This is a genomic window from Virgibacillus sp. JSM 102003, assembly GCF_041949995.1.
GTDB lineage: Bacteria > Bacillota > Bacilli > Bacillales > Amphibacillaceae > Lentibacillus.
The window spans coordinates 23,751-40,307 of record NZ_JBHFQH010000006.1; the positions used below are offsets into that span (position 1 = coordinate 23,751).

14 protein-coding genes and 2 riboswitches are annotated in these 16,557 nt (G+C 35.8%); of the genes, 7 read left to right on the forward strand and 7 right to left on the reverse strand.

All coding sequences use genetic code 11. The features are described 5' to 3' along the window. Positions 1 to 30: 30 nt before the first annotated feature. Positions 31 to 134, reverse strand: a riboswitch (TPP riboswitch). 1 nt (position 135) lies between these two features. Together thiW and ACE1TG_RS08125 are read right to left on the reverse strand one after the other, a co-directional pair. Then, on the reverse strand, positions 136 to 627 hold the full coding sequence (gene thiW / locus ACE1TG_RS08120) for an energy coupling factor transporter S component ThiW (protein ID WP_375051877.1): 492 nt from the start codon (positions 625 to 627) through the stop codon (positions 136 to 138). Between the two features lie 87 nt (positions 628 to 714). Then, positions 715 to 830: riboswitch (TPP riboswitch) on the reverse strand. An 88-nt stretch (positions 831 to 918) separates the two neighbouring features. Further along, positions 919 to 1,272, reverse strand: a complete 354-nt coding sequence (locus ACE1TG_RS08125; protein ID WP_375051878.1) for a DUF1801 domain-containing protein — start codon at positions 1,270 to 1,272, stop codon at positions 919 to 921. Positions 1,273 to 1,589: 317 nt separating this feature from the next. On the opposite strand from ACE1TG_RS08125, the gene ACE1TG_RS08130 reads away from it, so the two are divergent. The 3 genes from ACE1TG_RS08130 to ACE1TG_RS08140 all read left to right on the forward strand — a co-directional run bounded on the left by ACE1TG_RS08130 (position 1,590) and on the right by ACE1TG_RS08140 (position 4,811). Beyond that, positions 1,590 to 2,519 (forward strand): aminoglycoside phosphotransferase family protein, encoded by a 930-nt coding sequence (locus tag ACE1TG_RS08130; protein WP_375051879.1) that lies wholly within the window; start codon positions 1,590 to 1,592, stop codon positions 2,517 to 2,519. A 305-nt stretch (positions 2,520 to 2,824) separates the two neighbouring features. Then, entirely contained in the window at positions 2,825 to 4,105 is a 1,281-nt protein-coding gene (locus ACE1TG_RS08135; RefSeq protein ID WP_375051880.1) for a S8 family peptidase, read from the forward strand. A gap of 280 nt (positions 4,106 to 4,385) precedes the next feature. Then, positions 4,386 to 4,811 carry a DUF4064 domain-containing protein gene (locus ACE1TG_RS08140; RefSeq protein WP_375051881.1) on the forward strand — a complete coding sequence of 142 codons (426 nt, stop codon included), beginning with the start codon at positions 4,386 to 4,388 and terminating at the stop codon, positions 4,809 to 4,811. 62 nt (positions 4,812 to 4,873) lie between these two features. On the opposite strand, the gene ACE1TG_RS08145 is transcribed toward ACE1TG_RS08140, so the two are convergent. The 3 genes from ACE1TG_RS08145 to ACE1TG_RS08155 all read right to left on the reverse strand — a co-directional run bounded on the left by ACE1TG_RS08145 (position 4,874) and on the right by ACE1TG_RS08155 (position 7,834). Then, entirely contained in the window at positions 4,874 to 5,830 is a 957-nt protein-coding gene (locus ACE1TG_RS08145) for a hypothetical protein (protein WP_375051882.1), read from the reverse strand. A 455-nt stretch (positions 5,831 to 6,285) separates the two neighbouring features. Beyond that, positions 6,286 to 7,326, reverse strand: coding sequence for a hypothetical protein (locus ACE1TG_RS08150; RefSeq protein ID WP_375051883.1), 1,041 nt, complete (start codon positions 7,324 to 7,326; stop codon positions 6,286 to 6,288). Then, on the reverse strand, positions 7,304 to 7,834 hold the full coding sequence (locus ACE1TG_RS08155; RefSeq protein WP_375051884.1) for an RNA polymerase sigma factor: 531 nt from the start codon (positions 7,832 to 7,834) through the stop codon (positions 7,304 to 7,306). Before ACE1TG_RS08155 ends, ACE1TG_RS08150 begins: the two co-directional genes overlap by 23 nt. Before the next feature lie 275 nt (positions 7,835 to 8,109). Here ACE1TG_RS08155 and ACE1TG_RS08160 point away from each other — a divergent pair, with 275 nt between their 5' ends. Beyond that, on the forward strand, positions 8,110 to 11,820 hold the full coding sequence (locus tag ACE1TG_RS08160) for a 5'-nucleotidase C-terminal domain-containing protein (RefSeq protein ID WP_375051885.1): 3,711 nt from the start codon (positions 8,110 to 8,112) through the stop codon (positions 11,818 to 11,820). A 489-nt stretch (positions 11,821 to 12,309) separates the two neighbouring features. Here the strand turns inward: ACE1TG_RS08160 and ACE1TG_RS08165 are convergent, their stop codons facing one another. Together ACE1TG_RS08165 and ACE1TG_RS08170 are read right to left on the reverse strand one after the other, a co-directional pair. Further along, positions 12,310 to 12,588 (reverse strand): MauE/DoxX family redox-associated membrane protein, encoded by a 279-nt coding sequence (locus ACE1TG_RS08165; RefSeq protein ID WP_375052071.1) that lies wholly within the window; start codon positions 12,586 to 12,588, stop codon positions 12,310 to 12,312. Further along, positions 12,555 to 14,159, reverse strand: a complete 1,605-nt coding sequence (locus ACE1TG_RS08170; protein ID WP_375051886.1) for an ABC transporter ATP-binding protein — start codon at positions 14,157 to 14,159, stop codon at positions 12,555 to 12,557. Before ACE1TG_RS08170 ends, ACE1TG_RS08165 begins: the two co-directional genes overlap by 34 nt. Before the next feature lie 461 nt (positions 14,160 to 14,620). Between ACE1TG_RS08170 and ACE1TG_RS08175 the strand changes: the two genes are divergently transcribed. From ACE1TG_RS08175 to ACE1TG_RS08185, 3 genes are all read left to right on the forward strand, one after another. Then, entirely contained in the window at positions 14,621 to 14,791 is a 171-nt protein-coding gene (locus ACE1TG_RS08175; RefSeq protein WP_164669830.1) for a hypothetical protein, read from the forward strand. A 450-nt stretch (positions 14,792 to 15,241) separates the two neighbouring features. Continuing rightward, positions 15,242 to 15,880: a DUF4352 domain-containing protein gene (locus ACE1TG_RS08180; protein ID WP_375051887.1), complete on the forward strand. Its 639-nt coding sequence runs from the start codon at positions 15,242 to 15,244 to the stop codon at positions 15,878 to 15,880. 107 nt (positions 15,881 to 15,987) lie between these two features. Then, positions 15,988 to 16,533 (forward strand): hypothetical protein, encoded by a 546-nt coding sequence (locus tag ACE1TG_RS08185; RefSeq protein WP_375051888.1) that lies wholly within the window; start codon positions 15,988 to 15,990, stop codon positions 16,531 to 16,533. The last annotated feature ends 24 nt before the right edge of the window (positions 16,534 to 16,557 follow it).

Below are 16,557 nucleotides of genomic sequence, written 5' to 3' on the forward strand. Positions count from 1 at the left end.
GAATAAAAGTAGAATACTAGAGGTACAGAATGCGGCCCTCAACTACTTCCCTGCGCAGGCATTATCCAGATCAGGTTCCAAGGGACAAGGAATATTTCCGTTTCTCAGCCAGTACAGCGCCCCTAGTAGTTTTTCCTATATTTTATGTTGAACTAGTCTATCCTGATTAACACGTGAAATAACAAACCAGCCTATCAATGCTCCAGTAACACTGCTAATAAGAAACGACGGTATAAAGAACAAAGCACCAGCTGAACTACCCATTAATAGCTTTGCAAAGGGAACAGCAAAAAGTGCTCCGATGATCCCGGTGCCAATTGCCTCTCCCACAGCAGCCATGGCTTTTCTATGGGTCTTCTGAAACAAGTATCCAGCAAGAAATGCTCCAATCATGCCGCCGGGAAACGCTAGCAATGTACCAAGTCCAAGCATGTTGCGTAGCAGTCCAATCATAAATGCAATACCGACTGCAGGACCGGGCCCAAGTGTCACAGCGGCCATAACATTGACGGCATGCTGGACGGGATAAGCCTTTGCGACGCCTGCTGGAAACCAAAGTAACTGTGCACCTAATGTACCTATTGCCACAAAGACTGCCATTGTCGTAAGTAATCGTGTTCGGTTCAATCAAATCCTCCTTTCCGTGAAAGGGGCGCATACGAAAAAAGCCAGATCCATTAATGGACCTGGCTTGAAATAGCTGATATAAGTAAGTATATCGTCAGTCTACTTCCCTCCGCTGGTATTAACCAGATCAGGTCCGTAAGAGTCAGAAAGCTAAAACGTGCTTTCCTCTCAGCCCTCGATTTTGGGCACCCCTAGTAGTAATTTTAAAAATATTATGTTTTCAATTTAAGGATAACAAAAGAAATCACTTTTGTCATGGTTTATTTCAAGTTCATGAATGTAATGAAAAAGTCATGTTTCTAGATCAATGGCTTCCTGTATTAATGCTGAGAATTTTTGGGGTTGAATCTCATCGAGTTGTTTAACTCTGATATGACGCATTTTTTTGCCAGTTCCTTCAAGCAGGTTATCCTTATCCTTAAGTGTGGCACCGAAGTAGAAACCCAGATTAACATGATTCTTGGCAGTCTGAAGATAGCATACAAGACCATTCTCAATATAGCATGGCTTTCCCCATTTTATTTCTTCAGTTATATTGGGGGACGTTTGGAAAATAACCTCCCGTATTTTTTCGGTAATTTCCTTTGTATGCCCATTTAAATTTTCAATAAATTGATCTACTTCTTTTGTTTGGATTGGTTCCATGCTTTTTGACTCTCCTTTTATATTATTGTTCATATATTACAGTAATAAGCGGACACAGGATACGCTATTTCTGCAAAAAAGTGCTTATTCTGTAATATGCGGCCACCAGATACCTTATTCCACATATATCTAAGGAAAAAGGGCTGTTTTTGTCAAATAAGGGCTTTGGTGTCCGCTAAAAAAATCTTAGACAGTACAACTCGTTATCATGATACTCTTCCTTTGTATATTTTTCACCAAAATGATACTAAATCCCTTTAATTCCAGAGTAATTATATTAAAATTATATCTATACTAAGAATCGGAGGTTGAATTTTTTGGAACAGAATAACGAACATTTGTCGAATCGGATTATTGAATGGGTAGTAGATAATGTTGATTCGAGTGCAGTGGTGGAATCGGTTAGTCGACTGAAAGGAAGTACCTCATCCACATTACATAGCATCACGCTAAAGGTGGATAAATCGGTGAAACGGTATGTTGTCAGGCAGTTTGATAATAAGGAATGGCTTGCAGAAGAACCGGATTTGGTATTGCATGAAAAAGAGAGTTTACTTATGGCTGCTAAAACAGGTATTACGACCCCTCAAGTAGTTGCCTACGATGAAACAGGCGAAAAATGTGGAATTCCTGTGATTCTCATGACGAAACTTGAAGGTGCTGTAGAATTAAAACCTGCCAATATGGATGAGTGGTTAACTGGATTGGCGAAGGGGCTTGTGAAAATTCATGCAGTTGAAGCGAGTGACTTTCCATATCAGCATTATAGCTACAATGACATATCTACGTTTGAAGTGCCAAGCTGGTCAAAGGAGCCGAAAACATGGGAAAGTGCTATTAATATCTTAAGAGGGCCTCGACCAAAAACGACAGATTGTTTCATTCACCGAGACTATCATCCAGCCAATGTATTATGGAATGAAGGTTTAGTTAGTGGAGTGGTAGATTGGGTGAATGGCTGCAGAGGCCCTCGCGGAGTCGATGTTGGGCATTGCAGAGTGAACCTGGCCATGCTATATGGAGTGGAAACAGCAGATGGTTTTCTAAAAGAATATCAGCAACAGGCAGGTTCGGATTTTACCTATAATCGGTATTGGGATTTGCTATCTTTAACTGATATATTGATTGGTTCTCCTGAAGTATATCCTGGATGGGAAGCATTTGGTGTATCAGGATTAACAAATGAAATGATGAAAGAAAGATTGGATAAATACGTTGTGAGTCTGTTAAAAAATCAAGGTAGTTGAGATATCTTGTAAAAAAGAGTCCATTTCATTCTTATTAATTGTCATACTACAATTTATGCATAAAACTGATTTTCTCAATTTACTGGAATTGTGGTGGGAAAATTATAGGGAATCTATTTTAGATTGATTTAAAAGTATGATAGATGGTATAAAGGAAAGTTTAAAAAGAAAAATAGTAGGTTAACTTCACATTTCGCTAGTTAACTGCCTTTTTCACCATTTTCTGTACAAATTCATTAATACCTCTCTTAGTAAATTACGTATTATATCGTGTCACGTAAATAGTAAGAGAGGATGAATTTATTATGCTAGGTTTTTCTATTATTCAAATGGTTCGACGAATGGGACATAAATTTGATAAAGACTTACGACGACAGCTAATTCAATTTTATCACCCTTTTCGGTCAGTTCCATGTTTCTTACATCGACCTTTAGAATATGTAAGGAAAAAGGCAAAAAGGTTACCTGTAATTATTGAGTTTGAGACAGAAACGTTTGAGGATGGCATTCATGATGTGAAAAGTGCTAAGTGTCCTCATCTTCATCAATTTCCTTCCATATCATGTTGCTCCACCAAAATATCAATTGAAAAAATAGTATATTTAACGGAAAATTGTAATCACATCAAAAAGCTTTATTATGATAAAAAAGTAACTACTTTACTAGATAAAGCCACACCTTCTATTAAATCTGATCAATTGAAGCAGTCTGGTTTTACTGGAAAAGGTGTCAACATTGCAGTTATCGATACGGGAATACACCCACACAATGATCTTGTTGGAAGAATTGTTGCTTTTAAAGATTTTGTTAATAATAATACAGACCCATACGATGATAATGGACATGGTACTCATTGTGCAGGAGATGCGGCAGGTAATGGAATTTTATCTAATGGAGATTATCAAGGACCAGCACCAGAGTCACACCTGATTGGTGTAAAAGTATTAAATAAGATGGGTTCTGGTTCATTGTCTACAGTAATAGCCGGGGTAGATTGGTGTATTCAAAATAAATCGCAATTTAGTATTGATGTACTTTCGTTATCCCTTGGGTCACCTGCAGAACAATCTGCAGAAGAGGATCCTGTTGTAAAAGCAGTTGAAGCGGCGTGGGATAATGGAATGGTTGTTTGTGTGGCTGCTGGAAACTCAGGGCCTTCTGCAGAAACAATCGGGACTCCTGGAACTAGCCCTAAAGTAATTACAGTAGGAGCTGCCAACGATAAAAATGCGGTAAATCGTTCTGACGATTTGGTAGCAGATTTCTCAAGTCGAGGTCCCACTATTGACGGTTTGATGAAGCCGGATTTAATAACGCCCGGTGTTAATATTATCTCTCTGCGATCACCCGGATCTTTTCTTGATAAAATTAACGCAGAATCACGAGTCGGTACTAACTATTTTTCTTTATCAGGTACCTCAATGGCTACACCAATCTGTGCAGGTTTAGTTGCACAATTACTCCAAAAAGAACCTAATCTGTCTCCTGACCAAGTTAAGGAAAAGCTTATTAATGCATGTGTAGATTTAGGACAATCCCCCAATGTTCAGGGTCATGGCTATCTTAACGCTGCTAATTTAATATAATAGGCGCTGAAACGTACAAGCCAACTTTTTATTGTTGGCTTATTTATTTAGTAGATAAGACTTAATAAGTGCAACTAAAGATTTCGCCATTAAGGCTTGGCGATATCTAGGTTTTCTAAATTTGATTTAGTTTATGGTGAGTTCTAGCAGAAAAATGTTATCATAAAATTTAGAATGTCTAATGTAATATGGTAAGGTAGTACATGAAACAGGTAATTTAGAATATTTCATTCAAATTATCGCATAGAATAAGTGAAGTTAAAAATGGGGAGGGTTTGTCATGAATCGGACAGGGGAAATTGTCCTAACGATCGTTGGTGCATTAATCTATATGCTGTTTGCTGGGTTAGGCATATTTACAGCATGGCTATTTAACAATGAGCAAATTTTGAATGAGGCTTCGGATGAAATGATGCAACAACCTGGAATGGGAACGGGTGATATGCAGGCTATGCTGGAAGTCCTTCAAGGTGGAGGTCTGGTGCTAGCGATTGTATCCATCATTGCGTTAGTATTAGGTATTATTTCAATCATATTGGTAAAAGGCGATAAGAAACCGAAAGCAGCAGGGATTATTTTGATTGTAACGTCTGTACTTGCAGCAATTATCACAGTGGGCGCAGGAATCTTTAGCGGGATATTTTACTTAATCGCTGGAATTATGTGTCTGGCACGAAAAGAACAAAAAACGATAACAATGGAATAAAAGTAAGAAAGAGTAGCCATTAAGGTTACTCTTTTTCAGTTCAAAAGATTAATTTTTTAGCCTTACTTGCTTATCCAATTCAACTTATCATTTCCTTTATCGTGTATAACTATTTTATAGGGTTCTTCTTTAAGCAGTGATAATTCTTCTCTTTTTATATCGATTATTTCATGTACGTACATTTTGATTTGCTTTGCCTTTATATTCGACGTCCATCCTTTTGATAAAGAGGTTTTAATTGTTATCTGTACGGGAGTGGTGTTGAACGAGTGAGCAACACCGGTAACTTTATCAAAATTTTTGTTTGTTTCTTCCCGTATTGATCCCAGAATAGGATACCATTTCTCTTCTGTTAGCTGTGCTTCAGTTCTTTTATCGACTTTTACATTATAATCCTTTTTTTTCTCTGAATAGATAGTATTATGGATAAGTTTTTCGATAGCTTTTTTGTTTTGGCTAAAGTTTTCCTTTGGTTCATCAATTGTTATCTCAATGGTAGGGTTGGGCGGCGTAGTCATAATGCTCATCCCACTGTGATTGTAACCTTTTTCTTGTAATATTTCGCTGGTAATTTCAAATATATCCTGCGATAGTTGTCTCTTTTCTTTGGCTTCTTCACTTATCTCTTCTTCTTTTATTCTCTGTACTTCTACTGTAACTTCTATCTTGCCCAATTTGTTGGATTTAGCAATATCTCTAATAATATCTTTCATTTCTTTGCTAGAATCACTTTTGTTCTTTACATGAAGCGTTAGTTGTTGTGGTTTAGAAGAAAAGAGGGAAATCCTTGGAAATGAAACATTACCTTCATATCCCTCTTCTCTAAACTTTTCATAAACCTGCATATGGAATTTCTGAATCGCTTCCTTTTGTTTTTCTGTTTCTTTCATACTTTTTTTAATGCTATCTCGCAAGCTTTCAGCAACCACTTTTTCATTATTGGTATTGTAATTGATTGCAAAGGTAAAAATGATGACTATTAATATTATGCCTGCTCCTATAATTCCCTTTCTTTTCATTTGTCGTCCCCCATTTAGTTTTTAACTGCCTTAAACTTAGTGTATTCAAATATGCACAGGTGAAAGGGAGGATGCGCGGAATGGGTGTTTTTAACTAATCACTGCTAAAATAATAAGAACTTACTATAAGATTACAAATACTTATTTGTATCCTTCCCATATTAAAAGTGTACCAGAGTCATAATTTTGCCACAATATCCTATTAATGGGGAGTACTAATGAAAAATTCTGCTAATATGCCAAATGAAACCATTAGTGTAAATACCTTTTCCATACTTTGAATGAACATAGCCATGTGCGGTAAGCACGGTTCTATGAGGAGTTGAGGAGCACACCCTCAAAATTTGGGGTGCGCTCCGCATACTCGATTAGGAGTTGGTCACAGGACGTGACCAACTTTAGCACGCATTAGTTCCAGCCATTGAAGATGAATCCCTTTGTCCCGTCGACTTTTATTATGATGTCCACTCTCCATGAACAATCGCGACTAGTTTTCTGCTGCCATCCACATCTTCAAATACGAGAGTTAAGCTCTCCCAAGCTAATTCTTCTTTTCCATTTTGGTAAAATTCAACCGTCTGTGCTTTTGGAAAAACTTCACGAATGTTATTTAACATAGTTCCGCGATTTTTTAGATTGTTTACATTAACTTCATCTGCATTAGAAAAGTAAGATGCGTTAACATATTCATCAAAGTATTCGCTCGGTGTCAGTTTAATTGGTTTTCCGCTACCGTCCTGGCTGCCCCATTCATAAACGTTGTTATCTTCAAGTAATTTAGTAATCTCATTCTGTGAAAATGTTACAGTACTTGATTTAACGTATACATAAGGAGAGAACAGTAATCCTTTTTCAGAATGGACCTGATTTGCTAGTGCCTCCATATTCTCATTCGTCAATAGAGTGAGAACTTTATTTGCCTGTTCTTTCAGACTTGGTTTCTTCTCGGTATTTGTTTTATATTTTTCAGTAAAGAATTGACTGGTAAATTGGTTCAATTGATTTTCATCGATTTTATATTGTTTACCGTCTATGGTGACAATATTTTCACCTGTAAAAGTCATGGTAGTTACTTTATCATTATCATTATTATAAAGCGTGATGGTTTTTTCAAAAACTGAGCTTTCTTGGGTTGTTTTCTTATAATCCATGGCCCCTATAGTCTCGTGGAAGTTATCGATTATTTTTTGGTCCGACGAGGAATACAGACTATCTTCAGTTGCGCCTTTAATGGCTGAAACCTCACCTTTGACGATGTCGTTATACGTATGGATTGCCGCTTGCTGATTATTGGTATTGATGAATGAGAATATCAGCAGGAAGAATAAACAACCAGCTGCAACTGCTCCAAATATAGCTGTGAATTTTTTGAATGGGAATGACTTATTTGAATTCATAATGGCATGGTGGATTTCAGTCCGTTTTTGCTTACTCACATCAGGTTTTGGCATATCCTTAAGAAGATCTTTTAATTCATTCTGATCTTGTTTCTTCATTGTCGTTACACCTCCTTAAAGCTTCATGAAGAGCTATTCTTGCACGGTGCTGTGTGGATCTGACTTTGCTTTTACTCCATTTAAGTACATCGGCTGTTTCTGCTATGGATAGTTCTTTAATTCCTCTGAGAATAATCACATCCTGGTAGTTTGACTTTAATTGTTTGATGGCCCGGTATATGGTCTGGTGCTCCTCTTCATGGTCAAGAATAGATTGTGGTGAAATAGTTGTTTCTGGTTCTTTCGAATTTTCTAAAGGAATGTGGCTCATCCACTTTCTAACCTTACGTTTCCTAATCTCATCGACAGCAACATTTCTGGCTATACTGAAGAGCCAGGTTTTTGGGTTTGATTTTTCCTGATAACTATTAAATCCTCTCAATGCTTTTATGAAGACCTCCTGAAGTAAGTCTTCAGCATCAACTGGACCTATACGATAAATTAAAAAATGATAGATATCATTGCCATATTTCTCAAACCAATCCGAGATAATCTCTTTGTTGTCCAAAACTCCTCACCTCCGCGACTCTATTTATTAGACGAAATATAATTTATTCCATCGCACTTTTTACAGGAGTTTTTTTAAAATCGAGTAATTTATAGGCTATTAGACATGTTGATTGAGTGGGTACTTTTAACTGTTTTTGGCTAATCACAGCTTAAATAGTAAGAATTTACTATAAATTTACAAAATCTTAATTGTATCCTCTTATTTAATATGCCATATTAAAAGTGTGCCACAGTCACAATTGTGTCACAATATCATATTAATGGAGGGTACCAATGAAAAAATCGACTGTGAAGAAGATGCTGAATTTGCTTCTTATTTTCACGCTAGTGTTCATGAATTATTCTACAATTCTAGTGAAGGCGGAAAGTAATGAAGTAGTAGCAGAGGACTTATTCATCTCAGAGTATATTGAAGGAAGTTCGTATAACAAGGCGATCGAGATTTATAATGGTACAGGTGATCCAGTAGATTTATCGAATTACGAATTGGAATTGTATAGTAATGGTGCTACCGAAGCAAGTCAGTCGGTACAACTATCAGGTACTTTGGAACATAATGATGTATTTGTTGTTGCCCATTCAAGCGCTGGTGCAGAAATTTTATCCCAGACGGACTTGGAAAGCTCTGCGGTAGCTAATTTTAATGGTGACGATGCATTTGTTTTAAAAAAGAATGATAGTGCAATGGATGTATTAGGTGATATTGGAACTGATAGTGATTATGCAAAAGACATCACATTAGTAAGAGATGCATCTGTTACACAGGCAAGCCCAACATACAATGAAGCAGAATGGTCAGATTATGCGAAAGATACATTTGCATATCTTGGGAGTCACACAATGGACGGTGCCGGTGGGGAAGACCCGCCTACAGACCCGGGTGATCCCGGTGAGGAATATTCTATTGCTGATGCTCGTGAGCTAAGTGATGGAACAGCGGTAACAGTAGAAGGAATAGTAACTGTTAATAATAATGCAATCAGTAATGGCGCACAATTTTCAACATACATACAAGACGAGACAGGCGGCATTAATCTTTTTGCATTCGAACAAGGTGAAATTCCTGATCTTGCTAAAGGGGATAGGGTTCAGGTTTCTGGTGAACTAGATTCATATAATGGCTTAAAAGAAGTTATCCCGACTTCAATTGAAGTAGTAGAGAGTGGACAGGAATTACCGGAGGCACAATCTGTTACATTAGCTGATCTTCAGGATTCTACTGTTGCCGAATCCTATGAAGGGGAATTAGTTCAGCTTACAGGATTTATTAATGATATCCCTGGTAGTCCTGCAGGTGGAGGCTATAATGTTTCGTTGATTGATTCGGACTTCAATGGAACAACGCTAAGGGTGATGGAGAATGCGCTGGATATTTCGTTAGTAGAGGAAGATATGTGGTATAACGTTACAGCGATTGTTAGCCAGTATAATGCTTATCAGTTAATTCCAACTGAACAAGCGGACATTCAATTGGCCGATGAACAACCGGAACCACCATCAGCAGCAGGGGTTTATGAATCTACTGTTGAAAGTGTTGTTGATGGCGATACGATTCATTTAGAAACACCAGTCCTTGGTGGGACGAAGGTACGTTTTCTAAATATGGACACAGCTGAGACATATACAGCACACAATGATGACCCTGCCAGAGACGAGATAAATGCAAATCAGAAAGCTTTTGGTGAAGAAGCGAAAGCATATATGAACGAGCTTATTCAGCCAGGTGATGAGGTTCTTGTGAAAATAGGTGAGGAACCAACTGATGATTATGGCAGATTGCTGGCAGAAGTTATTCGTCAGGAAGATGGTATGAATATAAATCTGGAAATGGTACGGGAAGGGTTAGCATCAACCTATTTTATCGCGCCATTTAATGAAGAGGTATATCCGACATATCAGGATGCGGTGAAAGAAGCGAAAGATGCTGGCCTTGGTATTTGGAATCCGGAAGATCCATTGCTGGAATTACCATTTGAATTCCGGGCAAATGATGATCAAAAAGGATTTTTAAGATATGTAGGTAATTCCGACACAATGGAGTACGTTATGCCTGATAATTGGGCTGATGTTCCAGTAGAAAAAAGAGTATTCTTTGCAAGTGAAGAAGAAGCAGAATCGTATGGCTACACATTTGTCGGTGACGATGATGGTTCAACTGAAAATTTATCGGTTCAGTTATTAAGCATGAATGATTTACATGGAAAAATTGATCAGGAATATGAGCTTGACCCAGATGGTGATGGAACATTCAGTACTTACGGTAAAATGGACTATACTGCTGCAGCTATTGGAGCACGGGAGCAAACAAATCCAAATACGCTGATTGTTCATGCCGGTGATATGATTGGTGGTAGTTCACCAGTATCAGGTTTGCTACAGGATGAACCAACCGTCGAGGTTATGGAAGAAATCGGATTTGATGTTGGTACAGTAGGAAACCATGAATTTGATGAAGGGACAGACGAACTATTACGCATGGTAAATGGCGGAGAACATCCAGAAGGCTTAGGTACCGATAACTATGACGGAATGAATTTCCCGTTACTATGTGCAAATTGTGTTTACAAGGATTCTGGTGACACTGTCTTGCCTCCACATTATGTTGAGGAAGTTGACGGTGAAAAAATTGGCTTTGTTGGTGTAATCACACAGGAAGCCGCTGGAATGGTAATGCCTGCTGGGATTCAGGATATCGAGTTCACAAATGCAACCGAAGCTGTGAACGAATCTGTCGCAGAGCTTAAAGCACAAGGTGTAAAATCAATTGTGCTGCTGTCACACATTCCAGGTGAGCAGAATGGTGATACGGTGACAGGTCAGGCTGCTGACTTAGCGAATGCGGTTGATGATGAAGTTGATGTTATTTATTCTGCGCATAACCATTTGGTTAATAATGGTGTCGTGGATAACAAACTAATCGTTCAAGCATCTGAATATGGAAAAGCATTCTCAGACGTTGACCTGGAGATTGACCGCACGACAGGTGACATTGTAAAAAAAGAAGCAGAAGTTGTTTTTGTAGATCAAAGCAAGGTAACCCCTGATCCAGCAGTAACTGGGATTCTGGACAAATATGAAAATCAGATTGCACCAATTATGAATGAAGTAATAGGCTACAATGCAACAGATTTAACAGGTGATTATTCCAATGATGGCGATCATGGTCTAGGGAATCTAATTGCTGATGGAATGAACGCTCAAATGGATAGTGACTTTGCCATGATGAATGGTGGCGGAATCCGAGATGACCTGCTAGCCGGTGAGGTTACCTGGGGAGATCTATATAATATCCAGCCATTTGGCAATACACTGATGATGTTCGAGATAAAGGGTGCAGATCTTTACCCGATTATTGAGGCACAACTTTCACCAGTATATGGTCCTGATTACAGTATAAGCGGCTTTCATTATACGTGGGATCCTGAAACAAGTTCGGTTGTTGACGTGACATTGCCTGATGGGTCACCAATCGATATGGATAAAACATATACCCTGACGGTAAATAATTATATGGGTACGTCAACAGGATCGAAATACGCACCAATTGGAGAATTAGGTGAAAATCCAGTGATGGGTCCATCTGACCTTGATGCTACAGTAGATTTTGTTGAGAGCCTGAACAGCTCTGAAGCAAATCCGTTTGAATATGGCCCTGAAGGACGTATTACAGAAGGGACTGCTGAAGAAAATCGACCTGAAGTTGTTGTTGCACCAAAGGATAACAATGGCACAGCAACCGTGCATACGGAGGATTTGGAAGCTCTTGATGCCGGTGTTCGAGTTGTCATTGACATTCAAAATGATAAAAAGCCAAGGAAATTGTTACTGAATAAAAAACAAGTGGATATTTTGAAAGAAAAAGAAGTAACATTAACTGTTACCAATGGTGAAAAGTATGCTGAGTTTATTATGCAGGAGTTCTCAGGAAAAGTGCTGAAGGTGAGCTTGCATGACAGTAACGGAAAAGGCTTTAAAAAACATTAGGAATAACACTTAATATCTCAAGCAAAAACGCATCAGAAAACACACGGATTTTCACAAGGGAAATCTCGTGTGTTTTCTTAATGCTATATCAAGATTTGAAAGAGTTTTGAAATTCACAGAATAATTCACAAGAGTGAAATATTTATTATAGTGTATGTGATTTTATTGTGATTTATGGTGTGAATTTAAATGCTAATTGTAATATTTAGTAAATTCATTTAAGGGAATATGGGTATTTATGTTAAAATAAATATAGAGATTGTGAAGTGTTACACTTAAACTAACGTAGCAGGATAATTTAAAAGTGCGGTCTGATTAGTTTTCAACAATCTGGGCCAGATTGTGGAATAACTCTTTATAAGTGAAATAGTAAAAGAGTGATCCCGTTCTGGCAACAGGAGGCGTATTCATTCCCTTTCAAACTCGAATACCAAAGCAGTTTTTAATTGAACATAAAAAATGTAAAGAATATGTAGTTCAAGTGTGGAATTAATCAGGAATGCAGCTAACATTTCCGCACGACAAATCCTTTCTTCCACGTAATAAATTTATTAATATAGCTAATGTATAGATGAATGTAAGTATCCCTAACATAATAATTCCTATAACGGCATGAAATCGAAAAATTATCAGTAAACTAGAAATCACTTCTATGGCAATGAATCCTAAACTAAAAGGAATTGAAAATTGATGGGGCAATATTTCATAACTAGTAAAGATTTTAAACCCATGCTTTACCTCCTCATTTTTTCTTTGTACATATCTGATTGATTATTATAAAGTTCTGTGTAATGACCATCTATTTTCAGTAATTCTGAATGATTACCTTGTTTAACAATTTTACCATCTTTTAATACAATAATATGATCCGCCAAATGACACGCATACATACGATGTGAAATATAAATTGATGTTTTTCCTTCTGTAATCGACTTAAAATTCATAAATAACTTCTTTTCTGCTATTGGGTCTAGTGAAGATGAAGGCTCATCTAGTATTATTAAATCAGAATCTTTAATAATTGATCTTGCTAAAGCAAGTTTTTGCCATTGACCCCCGGACAAATCCCTACTCCCTTCAAAAATCCTTCCAAGTTTAGTATCATATCCTTCAGATAAAGTGCTTATGTAATCATGTATATCAGCCTCAATAGCAGACTGAATCACTTTCGATTTTTCCTTTTTTGTGTCTCCAATTAGTATATTTTGAAAAGCGGTTAATTCATACATTCCAAAATCCTGATATATAACAGAGATTTTATCATAAATTTCTTCTTCTGATAGTTGTGTGATATCATTACCGAATAAATTTATTGTATCTTCAGGAACTTGGTATAAACCAATTAGACATTTTATCAACGTAGACTTCCCTGAACCGTTACTGCCTACAATCATTACGCTAGAACCTTTTCTAATTTTCAGACTTATGTCCATTATAGCATTGCTATTTTCAAAAGGATATTTAAAACTTAAATTCCTTACTTCTATCACATTATCAGGCGGTTTCTTATTATTAAAGCTTCCTTTTCTAACTGCTTTTTCAGGAATGTTAAGAATTAAAAATATGTCATTTATATAATGTGTCCCTTCTTTAAGGTTAGATGTCATATAAGATAAACTACTTATAGAGCTCAAAACTCTTTGTATGGCTTCCATAATAGAAACGAAATCACCTATACGTAATTTTGATTGAGATAATAAAGAAATGATAAGAAAAAAGGATGCAGCAAATGTTACTGAGCTTAGTAACTCTAGACTAAGTAACTTTTTGCTTTGACTAAGCTCTTGTTTTAGTACTTCTCCCCTATTTTTATTGAAAGAATAAGTCCATTTATTAAATAGGTAATTAAAAGATTGGTTTACCCTTATTTCTTTATTATACTTTCTATCTATAAACAAACTAAATATATAGTTTTGCTCTCTTGCAAAAGGTGTCATATACTTAGCTAGCCAATATCGATCACTTCCGAGCTTGTTTTGTATAAACAGTAACGGAATAGAAAATGTAACTAAAATGATAACAAATAAAATATGGAATTGTAATAAGAAAAAAAGAATTGAGATAATTGTAATTAAAGATCTCACTATTTCTAGCAAATTATTAATTGGCCCTAAAAACTGGGAACCTAAATCGCCATTTGTTCGTTGAATTAAATTATAAAACTCATGATCTTCAAGTCTTTCGTAATTAACAGAAGTCATTTTTCGTGAAATTTTGGTTTTGATATCTAATTCTATATTTAATTGAATAACCGCCCTTAGATACTCGTCAATTTTTGTTAATACATTGATAAAAATAGTTAGTCCTATTTGCATAAATAGTAAAAATATTATATTCATTAATTCAACTTGATCTTCAAAGTAAAATTGAACGGAATTTATTAGTCTTTGTAGGATTATTATTGATAATAAAGGTAATGCACCTTTTACTATTTTTAATACAGTAAGAAAACTGAAAATGATAGGATTAATTTTAAATATTTTATAAAAAATGCTTTTAACATAGTTTTCAAACGAAAAACTCCTATCTTTTTCAAAAATTATATCATGAAAATATAAATAAAAAAAGATAGAAAAGATTGATTATTCCATTATATTGCATTATTATTAAGATTGTAACTATTTTATATTTTAATTTTATAAATCTTTTCATTAAAACTTTTTTCACTACAATAAATCAGCTTAGATTCCTCTTCTATGGAAGTTACAGCCTCAAAGAATCCACTCATAATAAAATTTCTTTTACTCATACATGAAAAACAACTATATATTATATTCTTGGAGAAAGGAGAGGATTAAAAATGAAAGCACCTAAACTTGACCCAATTGGTAATTGTGAAGGGCGAGAATTCTGTGGTGATGATATTGCATGTGCTCTTGGTGAACGTCATTTATACGTTGAAATCGTAGACTGCAAAACTGGAGCGCGCATCGGCACTAAGATAAAAGATAGATGCGGTTGCCGCTATTAAGGTCAGATATTTCCCTATTTAAGAGAAATTCTTTGCAGTAAATAGAGCTGGGACATAATGAAAAAGTGTAACACAAAAGACGAACAATGCTAGCGTAGTGAGTATACATAACTCCTCCGGGAACAAAAGGCTAGGTGACTACAAAGCGGATTAGCATTTCACCAGCTTACCGTGGAAAGCGAAATATATTTCCAAAGTGGGTTATATGTACTTTTTTCGGCTGGTTCGGATTTTCTTTTGATAAAACACTTATGTCCCAGCTTCTTTTTCATAATTTCACTAAAAACACATAATAATTAAAGTGATTAATATTGTTTAAGTGTTTTGCAGAAAATGCCTTGCGGGGAAGCGAAGGACTTATGCAATCTGTTAAACAATAATAATTTTGTTGTTTTTTATAAATAGTATGATACTAAAAATCTACAAAGAATGTAAGGGGGGGGATTTTAGTTGAATAAACACATAAAAATATTAGGCATTTTCGTATTGGCATCAGGCTTAATAGTTGGCTGCTCAGAACAATCTGCAACAAAAAATGAACCTTCACATGACGTTGAAGGAAAAACGCAAGAAGAGAACCCGAATAAACAAGTAAATGAAGAATCTGAAGATGAGTCTAAAGATGAGTCTAAAGAAGAACCTAAAGAAGAACCTAAAGATGAACCTAAGAAAGTACTTATTAATGAGGTAAATACTTTACAAATGGGTGATACTGCAGACATCGGTGGTATAATGGTTACGGTTACCAGTATTGAACGTTATACTGGAGAGATGAGACAGTTTCGTGCATTGAAACAGGATCATGCAGTTAAGATTGGAGCTATAATTAAAAATACAAAGGACAGCGAGATACATCCTACCTCATATAGGTTTACTCTGTATGATGTTGAAGGTAATAAACTCAAATATGCCTGGCCAGCCTGGCCCGGTGGTAAAACTAGATTAAGAGAAGATCTTCCACCAGGAAAGAAAATACAGGGTGATATTTTCTTTGATGTACCTGCACAAGAAGGATCGTGGACACTTAAATATTCATCTGTAGTCAATTATGCAGAACCAGCGGCATTTTGGGAGATACCAGCAAAATAAAATTGGTAATCAACAAACAAATTTAATTATATAAAAAACTAGCAAAAGATTTGCTTTGAGCATTATCAATAACTTTAATGTTGCAAATATATCTTGGGGTGATGTAAATGTTAATATTTACATTAATTATTTCAATTTTTATTATAGTTAACCTTTTATTAATTTCAAAACAATTAAAAATTGGTTTCTATTTAAAAAATGCTTTTTTAAAGGAAAATACAAGGAAGCAATTTGTAAATGGAGATAGAGTTAAGAATATTATATTATATAATCATTTGCAGCAGGAAATAATTTTAGAATCACTGCTAGACAGATTAACAATTTTACTTGTGGTCGATACCGGCTGTGACGTTTGTGATTTGGATTTAAAGGAGTTTGCAAGCGAGTCTCTGCAATACGGATATGAATACAATTTTGTACCAATAATTTTCAATCCAAATACCCTCGATGACAAACTAGATTTTGGAAGGAATCATTTTAAGGAAATATTATTCGCAAATGATGATTTTATAAAAGATTTCAAGATTAGCTTATTTCCTACATTCCTAATAATAGATACTGATAGCAGATTTATTTCCTATGTTAACTTTGCAAGAGAATTTAAATATATAATTGATCCAAAACTCACATCAAATAATCAACCCATATATTAATTTTGTTAAAAATATAGATCAAAG